The following is a 17,972-nucleotide window of genomic DNA, read 5'->3' as shown; positions in this document are numbered from 1 at the left end:
GGACCGCATTTCAACTATGTCTATACAATTGGAGGAATGAAATGTGTATCAAGAGCCGATCTTTTTAAAACCTGTATTTCAAGAACGAATATGGGGAGGAGACAAATTAAAGCCTCTGTTTCAGTATGATATCCCATCTAACCAAACAGGGGAAGCGTGGGTAATTTCTGCTCATCCGAATGGACCAAGTGAAATTGTGAACGGACCTCTGTCTGGTCAGACATTAGCAGATGCTTGGAACAATCATCGTGAACTTTTTAACAAAGATTCTAATAATAATGAAGCGTATCCGCTGTTGGTGAAAATATTAGATGCAAATGATAATCTGTCTGTGCAGGTACATCCAGATGATACATATGCAAGAGAAGTAGAAAAACAACCCTATGGGAAAACAGAATGCTGGTACGTTTTACAAGCAGAGCCGGAAGCAGAACTGATTTTAGGACATCATGCAAAAACAAAAGAAGAATTAACAAAAATGATGGATGAGGGTAAGTGGGACCAACTGTTACGGCGGATACCTGTGACAGCAGGTGACTTTGTTTACGTACCTAGTGGCACCATTCACGCAATAGGTAAGGGAATTGTTTTACTGGAAACGCAGCAAAGCTCGGATATTACCTATAGAGTGTATGATTATGAACGTGTGGATAACAATGGAAATACAAGGGAATTACACTTAGATAAGGCAAAGCAGGTTACCAATATTCCACATCAAACTCCGGTTATTGATCAGAAACAAACGCAAAAAGAAAATTTACAAATGAAGCGTCTTGTTCAAGAAAAATATTTTACTGTATATCATTGGAAAATAAATGGAGAAGTGACGCAGCAATTAGATGTTGATTTTCTGCAATGCAGTATCATTTCAGGAACAGCAGAAATTGAAATAGATGAGAAAACTTATGCTTTGAAAAAAGGAGATAATTTTATTCTTCCACACAGTATAAGTACGTATCGATTAATTGGAGATGCAGAATTCATTGTGTCGCATACGTAAAACATACAATGTATATTGAATGTAAGCTATCCTTGCAGTACTAACATTCAGTAGGAGATGAAAAATCCTACTGAATGAAGTTTTTATACATTATTCACCTTTTCATATAGAAGTAGAAAGAACACTGGCTAAAAGGAGCGTGTATAAATCTTAATCGTCTGTATCAAAATATAAAAAACCTAAATATAAGTTGGTGATTTATATAGTGTACAGGAGATTTTTGCAAGTTTGTTGCGCAATTTTTTTATGCACTCTAGCGGTTGAGTGGTTGGAAAAAACAAGTAGTTCCCATGCAGCTACTCTGCATAAATGGGAGAAAGTCAGTACAGATGTAAATATGATACTTACGGGAAGCCATGAGTTTACGTATTGGAAGAATTTTATGAGGCATACGCGAACTTGTGACATATCTCAAAAGCTGAAAACAATCGTGTATTATTGTGATTTACATAATCACACAAAATCGGAATCTATTCATATAGAAACAGTGCATAGTGAACGACATTCTTAATTGATATTTTAGCCTGCCACGTTTAAGCCTAAGTAGGCTCTTGCATTCATGACTTGTTGTCTTAAAGTTCACACAAACACTAGAACTTGACTAAAGATAGTTTTTACCTAAGTTGTATATTTTTGGTTTTTGCTTCTTGTGAAGCTACTCCCTCTCATCACGCAGAAGCGCATCTATTTTGGAGATATCTTTATAAGGAATTAAAATGTAGATGATGTCTTTTTTCTGCAGTTTCATTTTTGCTGTCGGGGAGAGAGCTTGTCCTTCGCGCACAATTAAAATGATATTGGCTTTAGGCGGAAAGTCAATATCAGCAATTGTTTTTCCTTTTATCTGATTGGATTTTCCGATTTGATATTCTACTACCTCTAGCTCTTTTTTTCCTATAGATAATAGATCTACAATGTGTAGTGGATTTGTACCTGCTGGCCTTGCTAAACCAAGTTTTTTACCAAGCCAAGGTAAAGAAGTTCCTTGTATGACACTTGATGTTAACACGATAAAGAATATGATATTGAAATAAAGCTGGCTATGCTCTAATTGAGCAAGCATTGGAAACAACGCAAGTACAATGGGAACAGCGCCTCGCAGGCCCGCCCATGATAAAAAGCATTTTTCTTTCCAATTAAAAGCTGCACCTATTAAAGCGATGTAGGTCGCAATTGGGCGAGCAACGAGCATCAATGTAAAAGAAAGCAGTAAGCCCTTAATAATAATCGAAATGGAAAACAAGTCAGATGGAATAACAAACATCCCTAAAAGCACAAACATCCCGATCTGTGCTATCCAACTTATTCCTTCGTTAAAACGGAGAATGGTATGCCGTTGATGTAAAGGATGATTACCAATAACAATAGCTGCAACATATACTGTTAGTAAGCCACTTGTCTGAAGTAAAGAACCAAAACTGTAAGCAAACAGTGCAAAAGAAAGTGCCAATAGAGGATATAAACCACTCGAAGATAACGACATACGATGCAGTCCTTTGCTCCCTAATTTACCAATAATAAAACCAAGTATAACCGCCCCGCCCATTTGCCAAGCAAATTGACCGAGAAAGGTTAAGCCAGAAGGACTTTCGTTCGTTATCATTGCGATCAGAGAGGTTGTTAGAAAAACGGCCATCGGGTCATTTGCTCCAGACTCTCCCTCCAACGTATAAGTAATATTATCAGACATATTTTTCCCTTTAAGCATAGCGAAAACGGCAGCGGCATCTGTTGAGCCAACTAAGGCGCCTAATAAAAATGCTTCTGGCCAGCTAAAAGAAAATAGTAGTTTAGCTGTAACACCGATAATAAAGCTTGTCAATAAAACACCTACCGTAGCAAGTGACAAAGCTGGGCAGGCATAGGGGCGGATAGATTGCCAGTTGGTCTTGATCCCACCATCGAATAAAATAATAACGAGAGCTAGCATCCCAATTAGCTGAGCTGCTGCAGGGTCACTAAATTGAAATAAATGAATAGTATCACTGCCTAAAACCATACCAATAGCAATAAAAAAGACGAGTGAAGGGGAGTTCACTTTAGTAGAGAATTTTACAGCTATAATACTAAAAATGAGGATTAAAGAAATAGCAAGAATGGTTATGTTTGATTGTTGAATTTCTGGTAGCAAAATGGTATCAATCCCTTTCGTATTTTTGTCTATACCCTGTTGATTATGCAACAACACCTTTTATATGAAAAATAGTATCAAACGAAGTAATAATAGGCTCTAGAAGGGAACAATACTATTTTGTCTACTTGAAATTGATAGTCAGACTTGGCTTTCCTTGCTAAGGAGAGAAATCAAGTCAGCTAAATAGTGCTAAGGACCGGTTTGTTATTGAGGAATCCCTTCATTGATGGAAGTTGCACTTTATGCTAATAATAGAAGTAGTCGAAGTGGAGGTATGAGAAATGATTACGCATTTACAAGATACAGTTGTGTTAAATAATGGAGTGAAAATGCCGGGATTTGGACTAGGTGTGTATAAAGTGAAGGATGGAAGAACAGTTAAAACAGCAGTCCACGCAGCATTGGAAAATGGTTACCGTTTAATTGATACAGCCTCTTTTTATGATAATGAAATAGGGGTTGGAGAAGCTCTCAAGGAAGCGAATCTTCCTCGTGAAGAATGGTTTATTACGACAAAGGTATGGAATGATCAACAAGGATATGAAGCAACAAAAAAAGCATTTGAATGTAGTTTGCAAAAGCTTGGATTAGATTATATCGATTTATATTTAATCCACTGGCCAGTGAAAGGGATGTACGTAGACACGTGGAAGGCAATGGAAGAACTTTATGATAGCGGAAAAGTACGCGCAATCGGTGTTAGTAATTTCCATCAACACCATCTAGGAAATCTAATGGCTAATAGTGAGATTGTTCCTGCGATTAATCAGGTAGAATATCATCCACATTTAACGCAAGAGACATTGCATGCGTTTTGCAAACAACATGGAATTCAGTTAGAAGCATGGTCGCCTTTGAAGCGAGGTCAATTAATGGATGATCCATTTTTGATAAGTTTAGGCAAAAAATATAGAAAAACAGCTGCGCAAATTATTTTGCGCTGGAATATTCAAAACGAGGTTATCACGATTCCGAAATCTACCAAACCTAGTAGAATTAAAGAAAATGCTGCTATATTTGATTTTTCACTAACGGAAGAAGAAATGAAAGAAATTAATAGTTTAAATAAAAATGATCGAAGCGGCACAAATCCTGATAGTTTTGACTGAGGATAATTACTTTCTACAAGGCTGGGACATAAGCAAAGACTAAATAGCAAAAGCCGAACAATCCATTTACCTCGCATATAAGTTGCTGTAAGACTCTCACTTCAAAAGTTGGAAATTCGTATTGCAAGAAAGTCTAAGAGGGAGATGACAGCACCTAAAAGCCCGATTTATTTAGAGCCTTTAGGTCATACCATTACGGTACTAACATTCAGTAGGATAACGGAATGAAGGTTCACTTTATTGTTCGTTTTTTAATCAGCTGTTTTAGTTATGTTCCAGTCGCTTCTTCCATCGTCCACGATACTTTTCTAGCATTAACAAAAATGGATTCGCGCATGTTGGCTCATTTTCGAGCACTAGCCAACCGGATTCGAGTAAAGCGCCCACCATTTCGAGCATCCTCATACCCAATTGAGCTGTTTTCTGCTTACAAAATAATATCCTCTACTGGTAAAAACTTCATTCTGATTGCACAATTTAATTTTTAAAGTAGGACGAGAAAACTGTGGTACTTCAGTACACACCTGTACAGAGGCGATGCTGAAAATCAACAGATGACCAAGAGAAAATCCTCTTTTTCTTTACATAATTAAAAAAATACATTGAAGTATTTGATAATTAGGCATATAATAATCCGAAAGAAAGGTGGGGTTTTATTGGATAAAGATTTGCGAATTAAAAGTCATGTATTTAGTGATGGTGTCATGCGAGCGCCGAATCGGGCGATGCTGCGAGCTGTCGGTGTGTCAGATGATGATTTTAAGAAGCCGATGATAGGGGTCGCCAGCACATGGAGTGAAGTAACCCCATGTAATATACATATCGATGATTTGGCTCGCCAGGCAAAAGAAGGGGCTCGAGAAGCGGGAGGAGTTCCATTAATTTTTAATACGATCACTGTTTCTGATGGCATCTCGATGGGAACACAAGGAATGCGTTATTCTTTGCCGAGTAGAGATTTGATTGGTGATTCCATTGAAACAGTTGTAGGTGCGGAAAACCTCGATGGTTTAGTAGCTATTGGCGGTTGTGATAAAAATATCCCTGGCTGTATGATTGCGATTGCTAATGCCCAAGTACCTGCCGTTTTTGTATATGGCGGAACAATTGCGCCAGGTTCCCTAAATGGTAAAGACATTGATTTAGTTTCGGTTTTTGAAGGGGTTGGTAAGCATAATAATGGTGCGATTAACGATGAAGAGTTACGTCAAATAGAGTGTAGTGCTTGTCCTGGAGCAGGTTCATGTGGCGGGATGTATACAGCAAATACAATGGCTTCCGCTATAGAGGCCATCGGTATGAGTTTGCCAGGAAGTTCTTCCAACCCTGCAGAATCACCAGAAAAATCCAAAGATTGTGTTAAAGCTGGAAAAGCAGTTTACCGTTTACTAGAAAAAGGAATTTATCCGAAAGATATTATGACTAAAGAAGCGTTTGAAAATGCGATTACTGTTGTAATGGCATTAGGTGGGTCAACAAATGCGATTTTGCATTTACTAGCTATTGCTCATGCTGTAGAAGTTGATTTAACCATTGAGGACTTCAACCGTATTCAAGCTAAAACGCCACATTTGGCAGATTTAAAGCCAAGTGGCAAGTATGTGATGCAAGATTTACATCGTGTTGGCGGTGTACAAGCTGTAATGAAACTGCTTTATGAACATGGCTATTTGCATGGAGATTGTTTAACAGTAACGGGCAAAACCGTTGCGGAAAATATGCAGGAAGCACCTTCATTACAAGAGGGGCAAGAAATTATTATGCCGTTTGAAACTCCAAAACGTAAAGATGGTCCACTTATTGTGTTAAAAGGAAACCTTGCTCCAAGCGGTGCGGTTGCAAAAGTGTCTGGTGTGAAGGTAAGTCGCCATGTGGGACCTGCACGGGTTTTTAATACCGAAAAAGAAGCAACGGAAGCGGTAATGAATAATAAAATAAACGAAGGCGATGTACTTGTAATCCGTTATGTTGGACCAAAGGGTGGACCGGGGATGCCAGAAATGCTGTCTATTTCTGCTATTTTAGTAGGAAAGGGATTAGGAGAAAAGGTTGCTCTATTAACAGATGGTAGATTCTCTGGCGGAACCCATGGATTGGTCGTTGGTCATATTGCACCTGAAGCACAGGATGGAGGACCAATTGCTTTCTTACAAGAGGGAGATATGGTGACAATTGATTCTAACAAAAAGGAAATTTCCTTTGCAGTATCAGATCAAGAAATAACGGAGAGAAAGAAGCAGTGGACGGCACCACCATTGTACAAAAAAGGGGTATTAGGTAAATACGCACATAATGTGTCTTGTTCTTCATTGGGCGCTATTACAGATTATTTAAATAAATAACACCGTTTAGAATTAATATATTGGTTAAATAAGATGTTTCTGAAATTTGTTAAAAGCGCAATATATGTTAAAGATATATTGCGCTTTATTTTTATGCCTATAATCCTGTTAACACAGTTATCCAACTGATATATCGCTTTGTAAAGAAATTGTAATAAAAAGAGAAAAGCGATGATTAACAATGCTGTAAGCGTATACAATAAGTTGTTCAAATGCCAAATATCAAAAAACTTTAAAAAATCTGTTGACGCAATGATAAAAACAGTATATTATTAACGGCAATATCAAAATAAAAAATTTAAACAAACGGCAATTTTTAAAATTCAATGTCTCAAAGAAATTATGAATAATTACGGAACGCGATGAAGGGAAAAAAGGAGTATAAGCGCTGTATTCACAGAGATCCGGGGTTGCTGGAAGCCCGGAAATACAATATACTCTGACATCATCTCTGAGTGCTGGACTGAACGGGTGACTAAATAGGCCAGCCAGGTGCAACATCATATGTACCTGTTATCCAAATGAGTTTAGGTTATGTAGTTAAGGATTACAATAACCATTGAACTCGCTAAGTTAGTATTCGTGAGGATGCTAAAAATCTGGGTGGTACCGTGAATAGCAGACGCTTTTCTCCCCAAACACTGTAATTAATGTTGCAGACATAGGGGGAGGAGGGCGTTTTTTGTTATTTTGGTCTTCCCACCCAATTAGTAAGCCAAACTAGAGCAGGATCTACTCGTTCTGTCAAAAAGTAGTGATGTTAATATTTGAATAATCCGAAAATCTCTAAACATAGAGCCGGATTTTCTTATACTCATTTCTGATCAAAGGAGGCACGTAGCAGTGAAAGTTGAGGCAAAGCAGGAAATGGAAAGCACAAAAAATTTAGTGACAGGTGCTGATGTGTTAATTGATGCTTTAGTTAAAGCGGAAGTCGATACCATTTTTGGTTACCCGGGTGGTGCTGTATTACCAATCTATGATGCTATTTATCGCAGTAATGCTCCATTTGAGCATGTTCTCTCTCGTCATGAACAGGGTTCTATTCATGCAGCAGAAGGGTATGCTCGAGTTACCGGGAAGCCAGGAGTTGTGATTGCGACATCTGGTCCAGGAGCCACCAATTTAGTAACTGGAATCACGGATGCCATGATGGATTCTTTACCACTTGTCATTTTTACAGGCCAGGTAGCTAACAGCGTTATCGGAACTGATGCTTTTCAGGAAGCGGATGTCATGGGAATCACCACACCAATTACGAAGTACAATTATCAAGTAACGGATTTATTAGAGTTACCAAAAATTGTTAAGGAAGCATTTCATATTGCATCTACTGGCAGACCAGGTCCTGTAGTCGTTGATATACCAAAGAATATTTCATCCCAGCTTTCTGATGCTGTGTACGATGATCACTTTGTACTTCCTGGTTATCAACCAAATAAAAAACCGAATCCATTACAGATTACGAAGCTTACCGAAGCTTTAAGTAAAGCTAAGCGACCATTAATATTAGCAGGTGCAGGAGTCGTTTTTGCAAAAGCCAGTGAACCATTAATTGCGTTTGCGGAAAAATTTAAACTTCCTGTAGCAAATACATTATTAGGACTTGGCAGTTTTCCCGGATCACACGAACTATCGCTTGGAATGGCTGGTATGCATGGGACTTACGCAGCTAATATGGCAATCTACGAATGTGATTTGTTAATTAATATTGGCGCTCGTTTTGACGACCGTTTGACTGGTAATTTAAATCATTTTGCTCCAGTTGCTAAAGTAGCCCATATTGATATCGATCCAGCGGAAATAGGTAAAAACGTATCAACGGAAATCCCAGTTGTAGCAGATGCGAAAGAGGCTTTACAAGCATTGCTTCAAACTTCAGCAGAACCAGGCGATCAAGTATCATGGCGTGATCATTTAGCAACATATCAAAGGGAGTATCCACTTTGGTACGACAGATCGGAAGGATTTATTTCACCACAGTGGCTAATTGAACAAGTTCATCAGCTGTCAAATGGGGAAGCGATTGTAACTACGGACGTTGGGCAACATCAAATGTGGGCAGCACAGTATTATCCATTTGAAAAGCCAAATCGTTGGGTTACATCAGGTGGGCTCGGAACAATGGGCTTTGGTTTTCCGGCAGCAATTGGAGCACAACTCGGAGCTCCAGAAGAATTAGTTGTTTCTATTGTCGGGGATGGCGGGTTTCAAATGACATTTCAAGAGTTGTCCGTAGTAAAAGAAAAAAGGCTTCCGGTGAAAGTGATTATCGTTAATAATCAGGCTTTAGGGATGGTGAGGCAATGGCAGGAAAGTTTTTATGAAAAACGTTACTCGGAATCGCTATTTATGGAAAATCCAGACTTTGTCAAATTATCCGATAGCTATGGTATCCGTGGTATGCGTGTGGAGAAAGAAAAAGATGTACCACAAGTACTACAAGAAGCGTTAACGTACGATGGTCCTGTTGTAGTTGATTGTCGTGTCGTACAGGAAACGTCTGTCTATCCAATGATTGCCCCTGGCAAGGGAATCCACGAAATGATCGGGGTGAGGAAATGAGGCGAATTATTACTGCAACGGTGCAGAATCGAAGTGGTGTGCTGAATCGAATTACAGGTATGCTGTATAGGCGACAATTCAATATTGAAAGTATTTCTGTAGGTGCCTCAGAGACAGAAGGAGTTTCTAAAATGACGTTCGTTGTGGAAATTGAGGATCATCAGAAGCTAGAACAGCTGACAAAGCAATTAAATAAGCAGATCGATGTACTAAAGGTTTCTGACATTACGGAAAAAGCAATTGTAGCAAGAGAATTAGCATTAATTAAAGTCGTTGGAAGCGGGCAGTTACGAGCAGAAATACAAGGAATCATTACACCGTTTCGTGCTTCCGTTATCGATGTGAGCAGAGATAGCTTAACTATTCAGGTAACAGGAAGACCTGACAAAGTAGAAGCACTTATTTCTTTATTAAAACCATATGGAATTAAAGAATTAACAAGAACAGGTGTGACAGCATTTTTACGTGGACAGCAGCCAGCGCAAGTGACAGAACTGAATTCATTTACGATTTAACTAAAGGGAGGAAACAAACATGTCAAAAGTACTTTATGAGCAGGATGTAAACACAGAGGTTTTGAAGGATAAGCGAATTGCGATTGTCGGATATGGATCACAAGGTCATGCCCATGCGCTGAATTTAAGAGAAAGCGGCTTTGATGTTGTTGTAGGGCTTAGACCTGGGAAGTCTCAAGTAAAAGCGGAAGAGGATGGGTTCACTGTCCTTTCCGTAGCTGAGGCTGTAAAACAGGCAGAAGTAGTTATGATCCTGTTACCGGATGAACTGCAAACAGCTGTATATAAAGAAAGCATTGAACCAAACTTGCAAGCTGGAAATGCACTTGCGTTTGCACATGGGTTTAACATTCATTTTAGTCAAATCGTACCGCCGTCCAATGTTGATGTATTTCTCGTAGCACCGAAAGGACCAGGGCATTTAGTTCGCCGTACGTATGAAGAAGGAGCAGGAGTTCCAGCACTTTATGGCATTTATCAAGACGTTTCTGGAAAAGCAAAAGAAATTGCTTTGGCTTATGCGCAAGGAATTGGTGCGGCTCGAGCTGGGGTGTTAGAAACGTCTTTTCAAGAAGAAACAGAAACGGATCTTTTTGGCGAACAGGCAGTACTATGTGGAGGAGTTACTAGCTTAATTAAGGCGGGGTTTGAAACATTAACGGAAGCAGGTTATCAGCCAGAAGTAGCCTATTTCGAATGCTTGCACGAGATGAAACTTATCGTTGATCTTCTTTATGAAGGTGGCTTGGAAAACATGCGTTATTCGATTTCGGATACGGCTCAATGGGGCGACTTCGTATCAGGTCCACGCGTAGTGAACGAAGAAACGAAAGCTAGAATGAAAGAAATTTTGCATGATGTTCAGACAGGTGCTTTTGCTAAAGGTTGGATTTTAGAGAACCAAGCGAATCGTCCACAGTTTAATGCAATTAATGCAAAAGAGAATCAGCACCCAATTGAACAGGTAGGAAAGGAGTTACGAGCATTAATGCCTTTTGTTTCAGAACCGTTACAAGCGAAGCAAAATAAACAAAAGGATGTGAATGTTCATGTCACGAATTAACATATTTGATACCACACTTCGAGATGGCGAACAGTCACCTGGTGTCAATTTGAACAAATTGGAAAAATTAGAAATCGCGAAACAGTTAGAGCGCTTAGGCGTTGATCGGATGGAGGCAGGATTTCCTGCTTCCTCTGAAGGCGATTTTCAAGCAGTTAAGTCAATTGCTGATACGATTAAAAACACCTCCGTCACTGCTTTGGCAAGGACAGTGAAATCCGATATTGACATTGCATGGGAAGCGTTAAAAGGGGCAGATGAACCTTGTATTCATATTTTTTTAGCGACATCACCCATCCATATGACGTATAAACTGAAAAAAACTCCTGATGAAGTGATTGCAACAGCAACAGAAATGGTTGCTTATGCAAAGGAAAAATTTTCACAAGTACAGTGGTCAGCAGAAGATGCTTCACGTTCTGATTGGAGCTTTCTAGCACAAATCATTGAAAAAGTGATTGATGCTGGGGCTACAGTTATTAATTTACCAGATACAGTTGGTTATACAACGCCCAAAGAATATGGAGATATGTTTCAGTTTATTCGCTCAAATGTCTCAAATATCAATAAAGCTATACTCTCTTGTCATTGTCATAATGATCTTGGTATGGCAGTTGCGAATTCAATTGCTGCTGTTGAAAATGGGGCAACACAAATTGAAGGAACAATAAATGGTATTGGGGAACGAGCCGGTAATGCTTCCTTGGAAGAGATTGCTGTTGCTCTAAAGATTCGTTCCGACTTTTATCCGTATCAAACGAACTTGAAATTACAAGAAATTAAAAGAACCAGTGATATGGTGGCAAAATTGACAGGAATGTATATCCAAGCAAATAAGGCGATCGTTGGAAGAAATGCGTTTGCACATGAATCAGGAATTCACCAGGATGGCGTGTTAAAGCATGCTTCCACGTATGAAATCATTACTCCTGAACTAGTAGGTGTCCATGCAAATACGTTGTTCTTAGGAAAACATTCCGGTCGTCATGCTTTTAAAGATAAGCTTAAGGAACTAGGTATGGAGCTATCAGAGGAAAATATTAAAAAAGCGTTTGAGTCGTTTAAGCGATTAACTGACCATAAAAAAGAAGTAACCGATGATGATATTTTTACGATTGTAACTGAAATCCAGACAAATACGTCTGCAGTGGATAAATATTCGTTGGAAATGTTTCAACTGCAATATGGATCAAATAATATCCCGACAGCTGCCATTGAGTTAAGAACACCTTCGGGAAAAAAGGTAAAAACCGCATGTACGGGTCAAGGAAGTGTAGAAGCATTGTATAAAACGTTAGAAGCACTGACCGAGGAAGAAACAAGATTAGTTGATTATCAGATTAACTCTGTTGGCGGCGGAAAAGATGCATTAGCAGAATCACGTGTTCAACTAAAGGTTAATGGAGAAACCGTTAATGGCAGAGGTTCAGCTCAAGATGTGATGGAAGCTTCCGTGCAAGCATATTTAAATGCAGTGAATCGATATATTATTCAACGGGTGAATGCAGGGAAGAAAGAAATTGTGAAATCTCATTAGAAAAGGGGAAAGGATGTATGAATAAGCAGATTGTTGTTCTTCCTGGTGACGGAATTGGCAAAGAAATTATGAAGTCTGCTGTACGTGTCCTACAAGCGATTGCGGAAAATTTTAACCATCAATTTACCTTTTCCGAGCAGCTTATAGGAGGTGCTGCGATTGATCAAGATCAATCGCCATTGCCGCAAGCAACGATTCAAGCTTGCAAAAAAGCAGATGCAGTTTTACTAGGTGCAGTTGGAGGTGAAAAATGGGACTCACTTCCTGGAGACCAACGTCCAGAAAAGGGGTTGTTGGGTATTCGCAAAGAATTAGGTTTATTTGCCAATTTACGACCGATTAAAGCGTTTAGTCCGTTACTTCATGCATCCCCATTAAAGGAAGAACTTGTTAATGGGAGTGATATTCTCATTATTCGTGAATTGACAGGTGGTTTATATTTTGGTGAGCCGAAAAAAAGAATCCCGGAAGAAAATGCTGTCGTTGATACGTTATATTATACCCAAGAAGAGATAGAGCGAATTATTGATAAAGCCTTTCAAACCGCTAAAACACGAAGGAAACATGTAACCTCTGTGGATAAAGCGAATGTTTTAGAGTCAAGCAGGATGTGGAGAGAGATTGTGGAAGAAAAGAGCAAAGCGTATCCGGATGTCACTGTTAACCATCTGCTTGTGGACGCCGCAGCCATGAAGTTAATTACGAATCCAAAACAATTTGATGTCATCGTCACGGAAAATATGTTTGGTGATATTTTAAGTGATGAAGCGTCCGTTCTGACTGGTTCATTAGGCATGCTCCCTTCCGCTAGTGTTCGAACTGACGGGGTAGGTCTATATGAACCTGTGCATGGCTCTGCACCTGATATTGCTGGAAAAGGGATTGCAAATCCGCTCGGCATGATTCTTTCTGCCAGTTCCATGCTACGTCAATCCTTTGGGATGGAACAGGAAGCAGACGAGATCGAAAATGCCATTCAAACGACACTTGAACAGGGCTACCATACACCTGATTTAATGATTAAAAATGGTACTGTGGTCGGTACAGAGGAAATGACAGACTTGGTAATTGGAAACTTAGCAACGAATGAAGCATCAAAATGTATTTGTAATTCCTATGCATAACGTAGAGGAGGTGGGAAATTGACAAAGGCAAAAACGATTATCGAGAAAATTTGGGAGCAGCATACCGTTCATCAGGAAACAGGGAAACCAGATTTGTTGTATATTGATTTGCATTTAATCCATGAAGTGACTTCACCGCAAGCTTTTGAAGGACTGCGAATAAATAATCGACAAGTACGGCGTCCAGATTTGACATATGCCACGATGGATCATAATGTGCCAACGAAGAATAGGGATGTTATTAAGGATGCAGTTTCTCGTAAACAGATGGAAACATTGCGGCGTAACTGTATGGAACATAATATTCCTTTAGCGGATATGTTTCATCCTGATCAGGGGATTGTCCATGTAATTGGTCCGGAGCTAGGCTTAACGCAACCAGGGAAAACGATTGTTTGCGGGGATAGTCATACGTCAACACATGGTGCTTTTGGTGCACTTGCATTTGGAATTGGCACGAGTGAAGTAGAGCATGTATTAGCAACACAAACGATATGGCAAGAGAAGCCAAAAACATTAAATGTTCATGTAGAGGGGGATTTGAGTTCAGGTGTCACTGCCAAAGATTTAATTTTAGCAATTATCGCTAAGTTTGGTGTTCGTTTCGGGACGGGTTACGTTATGGAATACACGGGTGAAGCGATCCGAAATCTTTCCATGGAGGGGAGGATGACGATCTGCAATATGTCGATCGAGGCAGGAGCACGTGCAGGTTTGATTAGCCCTGACGAAACAACGGTGGAGTATTTGCGAGGAAGAGCACATGTGCCACAAGGAGAGGAATTTACGAAAATAACCCAACAATGGCTCTCGTTAGCTACAGACAATGGAGCAGAGTATGATCATTATGTGAGCATCCGAGGAGATGAAGTGGAGCCGCAAGTAACATGGGGAACCAATCCCTCTATGTGTGTTCCTGTAAGTGGTTCAACTCCGAAGATAGATGAAGCAGCATACCCTGAAGATGTAAAGCGGGCGCTTGATTATATGGGATTGTCTGAGAATCAGCCTATTTCATCCATTCATATTGACCATGTCTTTATCGGCTCGTGTACAAATTCTCGGTTAAGCGATTTGCAAAAAGCGGCCTCCATTGTAAAAGGAAAAAAAGTGCATCCAGAAGTTCGTGCGATCGTTGTACCAGGTTCATTCAGTACAAAATTGCAGGCAGAGAAGCTGGGAATTGACAAAATTTTTCAGGAAGCAGGATTTGAATGGCGTGAATCCGGATGCAGCATGTGCTTAGCTATGAACGATGATGTTGTTCCTCCAGGCGGGCGTTGCGCTTCCACCTCCAATCGGAATTTTGAAGGCAGACAGGGAAATGGAGCTAGGACTCATCTTGTCAGTCCGGAGATGGCAGCCATAGCAGCCATTGAAGGGCACTTTGTAGATGTGCGTGATTATGCAAGTGCGAAAATCACTTCATAAAATGGAAACTTCTGTAGGAAGCTGCTACCTTCATTGGTAGTAGGCTGTCTTAATCAATTGCCCAGCGTTTTCGTTTATCCGGCATGTAACGGCAGGAAGACCTACTGCCCTTCCATGCTATAGAGGTAAACCTGGCAGGATAAATAGAGCATCTACCTGCAAGTCGAATGCCCGATGCTGTTCAGTATCTATAGGTCGTACGCTCCCGGTACTAACCAGCGAAGGGGGATAAAAGCCCCTGCGATTGAAAGATACTTTAATCATATGAAACTATGAGAGTAATGTCCGATAGCTTTGAGCAAATCAGGCATTTGGAGCAGTGAAAATTTACGGAAGAAGGAGGGGAAGCAATGGAAGCCATTCAAAGGCATAAGGGATTGGTATATCCCTTAAACCGAACCAATGTCGATACCGATCAAATTATTCCCAAGCAATTTTTAAAGCGGATTGAACGAACGGGGTTTGGGCAATATCTTTTCTATCATTGGCGCTTTGATGATGATGGAAAGTTGCGTGAAGGCTTTAATCTAAATGATAAACGCTACGAACATGCATCGATTTTACTAGCGGGCGAAAATTTTGGTTGCGGATCTTCAAGGGAGCACGCTCCATGGGCTTTGTTAGACTATGGTTTTCGAGTTATTATAGCGCCGAGTTTTGCAGATATTTTTTATAATAATGCTTTAAAAAACGGCATGATTGTTATCCGAGTTGCCGAAGAGCAGGTGAATCAGTGGATGAGAAAAGCCGAGCAGCAAGCATTTACATTAGATGTAGACTTGGAAAACCAGCAAATCACCGAACAAGATATGGTCTATCCATTTGAAATTCCTTCTTATCATAAGGAAAAATTAATCAATGGTTGGGATGATATTGCATTAACTCTACAACACGAAGAAAAAATTGCGCAGTATGAAAAAAAGTATGAGCTAAAATGAAACTTACAAAAGAGGAAAATGACAGCCTTAATAAGGAGTGTGGGGAAATTGGGGATTGCTTAACAGGTGAAAAGGTATATAATGCGTTGCAGCGACTTGCTCCGCTTGTTCATCGAACACCTTTATTAACATCACAAACGACAAATAACTATTTAGGAAAAAATGTTTATTTTAAAATGGAGAACCAGCAGAAAACAGGTGCTTTTAAATTTAGAGGTGCCACATTCAAATTAATGCAGTTAAAGAAACGACAATTGGATAAAGGTGTTATCACTGCTTCAGCTGGAAATCATGCTCAAGGAGTAGCTTATGCGGCTGCTAAGTTAGGGGCAAAAGCAACCATTTTTATGGCTGAGAAAACACCACTAGCAAAAGTAAATGCAACGCGTAATTATGGCGCCCAAGTCGTTTTATCTGGAGAAACTTTTCAAGAAGCGTATGAAGCCTCTCTTCAGCATCAATTGCAGACAGGGGCTGAATACATTCACCCCTTTGACGATTATGATGTCATGGCTGGTCAAGGTACAATTGCGATGGAATTATTGCGACAAGAGGATCGCATTGATACTATATTGATTCCAGTAGGTGGCGGTGGATTAATTAGCGGAATCGCTGTTGCAGCAAAACATGTAAATCGCAACATGAAAATTATTGGTGTTCAGGCTGAAGGGGCTGACGCTATTTATAGAAGTTATCATACTGGTAGAACAGAAAATCTTCACTCTGTTTATACCATTGCAGAGGGAATTGCAGTCAAAAAACCAGGTGAACGAACGTTACCAATCATTCGAGAATATGTGGATGATATGGTAACTGTGTCAGACGAAGCCATTGCCTCAGCTATTGTTTATATGCTTGAGCGAAATAAAACATTAATGGAGGGAGCGGGAGCCGCGGCAATTGCTGCCTTATTCGCCCATAATAAGCAGATTAAATCCCGACATTGTGGGGTCGTTGTGAGTGGCGGAAATATGGATATTAGCACCATGCCTAAAATACAACAGCTAGCTGAAAAATTATCCAACCGCGAGCTTGTTCACTCATAATAAACCGGATGACAGAGTGAAAGTCACATGAGCGGTTAAAAACAAACGCCGAGGTTGGGACATAAGCAAATACTATATAGCAAAAGCCGAACAATACATTTATCATTGTTCGGCTTATTTCCATTAAAAAAATTTCTATCATCGCTATGTCAAAATACTTCGCTTTCCGCAGGTCTCTTCAGCTTTATCTTGGGCTAAAGCTTCTGCCCATAATACTTATCAAGAGAAAATCCTCGACCCAATATTTCAGAGGCATTTAAGAAGATGACAAACGAATCGGTTTCTTCGCGTTGCAGAATCTTTTTTAAATGAACTGCTTCTTGTTGTTCAGCAACGCACAGAATCATTGTCTTCTTTTTATCAGAGTAACCACCAATCGATCGCACTTTTGTTAAACCTCGATCCAGTTCCTTACGAATCAGTGATTGAATTCGTTCTTCGTCATCCGTAATAACCATGATCAATTTTGTAGCCGATGTTTGTAGCTGAACGATATCGATCGTTTTACTTGTAATATAAATACACATTAAGGCAAACAGTGTTAATTCTAAGTTGAATACGATAATAGAAGAAATGACTACTAAGCCATCAACGATTAATTGGGAGTAACCGCTGGATAAGCCCGTGAACTTCTTTACAATTTGCGCAATAGCGGCTGTACCACCAGTCGAGCCATTCCCTTTATATACAATGCCTAAGCCAGTGCCCAGGATAATCCCGCCATAGAGCGCACTAAGTAAAGGATTTGTTAAAGTTATTGGGATATCTGCACTTAACCAGATAATGAACGGAACCCAAAATGTACCTACTAACGTTTTCCAACTAAAATCTTTTCCTAACGCCATCCAGCCGATAACAAAGATCGGAATATTAATTATAAATTGAACCGTAGCAGGGCTAATTTGATACAATTCAAAAAGAATAGTACTAACACCAGATATACCGCCTGCTGCTAATTTAGCTGGTAGTAAAAAGATATTATAAGCTAAACCTACCAGTGTAGCACCAATAATAATTTGTGAATACGCGAGTATGGTTGGATTCATTTTTTTTGTAATTGTCGTCATTTATATAAATCCCTCTCTTTAAAAAGCAAAGTAACACGGATATCATTCTAACATGAAGGATATAGACTGTCGACTTTGGTTCATAGAAAGGTAAGAAAATA

13 protein-coding genes are annotated in these 17,972 nt (G+C 39.7%); 11 read left to right on the top strand and 2 right to left on the bottom strand.

The annotated features are described in order from the left end of the window. Positions 1-43: 43 nt before the first annotated feature. Entirely contained in the window at positions 44-1,000 is a 957-nt protein-coding gene (gene manA, locus KBP50_RS13285; protein ID WP_050352122.1) for a mannose-6-phosphate isomerase, class I, read from the top strand. Positions 1,001-1,655: 655 nt separating this feature from the next. Here manA and KBP50_RS13280 read toward each other — a convergent pair. After that, on the bottom strand, positions 1,656-3,182 hold the full coding sequence (locus tag KBP50_RS13280) for a potassium/proton antiporter (RefSeq protein ID WP_236691417.1): 1,527 nt from the start codon (positions 3,180-3,182) through the stop codon (positions 1,656-1,658). A 233-nt stretch (positions 3,183-3,415) separates the two neighbouring features. Here KBP50_RS13280 and KBP50_RS13275 point away from each other — a divergent pair, with 233 nt between their 5' ends. The 10 genes from KBP50_RS13275 to ilvA all read left to right on the top strand — a co-directional run bounded on the left by KBP50_RS13275 (position 3,416) and on the right by ilvA (position 16,804). After that, complete coding sequence (locus tag KBP50_RS13275) at positions 3,416-4,243, top strand: aldo/keto reductase (RefSeq protein WP_050352123.1); 828 nt, start codon at positions 3,416-3,418, stop codon at positions 4,241-4,243. Positions 4,244-4,899: 656 nt separating this feature from the next. Next, positions 4,900-6,585 carry a dihydroxy-acid dehydratase gene (gene ilvD, locus KBP50_RS13270; protein ID WP_050352125.1) on the top strand — a complete coding sequence of 562 codons (1,686 nt, stop codon included), beginning with the start codon at positions 4,900-4,902 and terminating at the stop codon, positions 6,583-6,585. A gap of 843 nt (positions 6,586-7,428) precedes the next feature. Beyond that, positions 7,429-9,150, top strand: a complete 1,722-nt coding sequence (ilvB, locus tag KBP50_RS13265) for an acetolactate synthase large subunit (protein ID WP_050352126.1) — start codon at positions 7,429-7,431, stop codon at positions 9,148-9,150. Beyond that, positions 9,147-9,665, top strand: a complete 519-nt coding sequence (gene ilvN, locus KBP50_RS13260; protein ID WP_050352127.1) for an acetolactate synthase small subunit — start codon at positions 9,147-9,149, stop codon at positions 9,663-9,665. Before ilvB ends, ilvN begins: the two co-directional genes overlap by 4 nt. Before the next feature lie 19 nt (positions 9,666-9,684). Beyond that, on the top strand, positions 9,685-10,728 hold the full coding sequence (gene ilvC / locus KBP50_RS13255; RefSeq protein WP_050352128.1) for a ketol-acid reductoisomerase: 1,044 nt from the start codon (positions 9,685-9,687) through the stop codon (positions 10,726-10,728). Then, positions 10,715-12,265: a 2-isopropylmalate synthase gene (locus KBP50_RS13250; protein WP_050352129.1), complete on the top strand. Its 1,551-nt coding sequence runs from the start codon at positions 10,715-10,717 to the stop codon at positions 12,263-12,265. Before ilvC ends, KBP50_RS13250 begins: the two co-directional genes overlap by 14 nt. A gap of 17 nt (positions 12,266-12,282) precedes the next feature. Continuing rightward, complete coding sequence (gene leuB / locus KBP50_RS13245) at positions 12,283-13,389, top strand: 3-isopropylmalate dehydrogenase (protein ID WP_050352130.1); 1,107 nt, start codon at positions 12,283-12,285, stop codon at positions 13,387-13,389. Positions 13,390-13,407: 18 nt separating this feature from the next. Next, positions 13,408-14,820 carry a 3-isopropylmalate dehydratase large subunit gene (gene leuC / locus KBP50_RS13240; RefSeq protein WP_050352131.1) on the top strand — a complete coding sequence of 471 codons (1,413 nt, stop codon included), beginning with the start codon at positions 13,408-13,410 and terminating at the stop codon, positions 14,818-14,820. 350 nt (positions 14,821-15,170) lie between these two features. Continuing rightward, positions 15,171-15,758 carry a 3-isopropylmalate dehydratase small subunit gene (gene leuD / locus KBP50_RS13235; RefSeq protein WP_050352132.1) on the top strand — a complete coding sequence of 196 codons (588 nt, stop codon included), beginning with the start codon at positions 15,171-15,173 and terminating at the stop codon, positions 15,756-15,758. Further along, positions 15,755-16,804 (top strand): threonine ammonia-lyase, encoded by a 1,050-nt coding sequence (ilvA, locus tag KBP50_RS13230; RefSeq protein WP_076361970.1) that lies wholly within the window; start codon positions 15,755-15,757, stop codon positions 16,802-16,804. Before leuD ends, ilvA begins: the two co-directional genes overlap by 4 nt. Before the next feature lie 194 nt (positions 16,805-16,998). Here the strand turns inward: ilvA and KBP50_RS13225 are convergent, their stop codons facing one another. After that, on the bottom strand, positions 16,999-17,871 hold the full coding sequence (locus KBP50_RS13225; protein ID WP_236691418.1) for a YitT family protein: 873 nt from the start codon (positions 17,869-17,871) through the stop codon (positions 16,999-17,001). Between the last annotated feature and the right edge of the window lie 101 nt (positions 17,872-17,972).

Origin of the sequence: Virgibacillus pantothenticus (genome assembly GCF_018075365.1) — a bacterium.
GTDB classification, from domain to species: Bacteria; Bacillota; Bacilli; order Bacillales; family Amphibacillaceae; genus Virgibacillus; species Virgibacillus pantothenticus.
Note: the sequence above shows the minus strand (reverse complement) of the source record. Positions and strands in the feature narration are given on the sequence as shown.

Bases quoted from the DNA above. Each gene is read 5' to 3' on its own strand.
- KBP50_RS13275 (WP_050352123.1), top strand. From the start codon at position 3,416: ATGATTACGCATTTACAAGATACAGTTGTGTTAAATAATGGAGTGAAA.
- leuB (WP_050352130.1), top strand. From the start codon at position 12,283: ATGAATAAGCAGATTGTTGTTCTTCCTGGTGACGGAATTGGCAAAGAA.
- ilvC (WP_050352128.1), top strand. From the start codon at position 9,685: ATGTCAAAAGTACTTTATGAGCAGGATGTAAACACAGAGGTTTTGAAG.
- leuD (WP_050352132.1), top strand. From the start codon at position 15,171: ATGGAAGCCATTCAAAGGCATAAGGGATTGGTATATCCCTTAAACCGA.
- ilvA (WP_076361970.1), top strand. From the start codon at position 15,755: ATGAAACTTACAAAAGAGGAAAATGACAGCCTTAATAAGGAGTGTGGG.
- KBP50_RS13225 (WP_236691418.1), bottom strand. From the start codon at position 17,871: ATGACGACAATTACAAAAAAAATGAATCCAACCATACTCGCGTATTCA.
- KBP50_RS13250 (WP_050352129.1), top strand. From the start codon at position 10,715: ATGTCACGAATTAACATATTTGATACCACACTTCGAGATGGCGAACAG.
- ilvN (WP_050352127.1), top strand. From the start codon at position 9,147: ATGAGGCGAATTATTACTGCAACGGTGCAGAATCGAAGTGGTGTGCTG.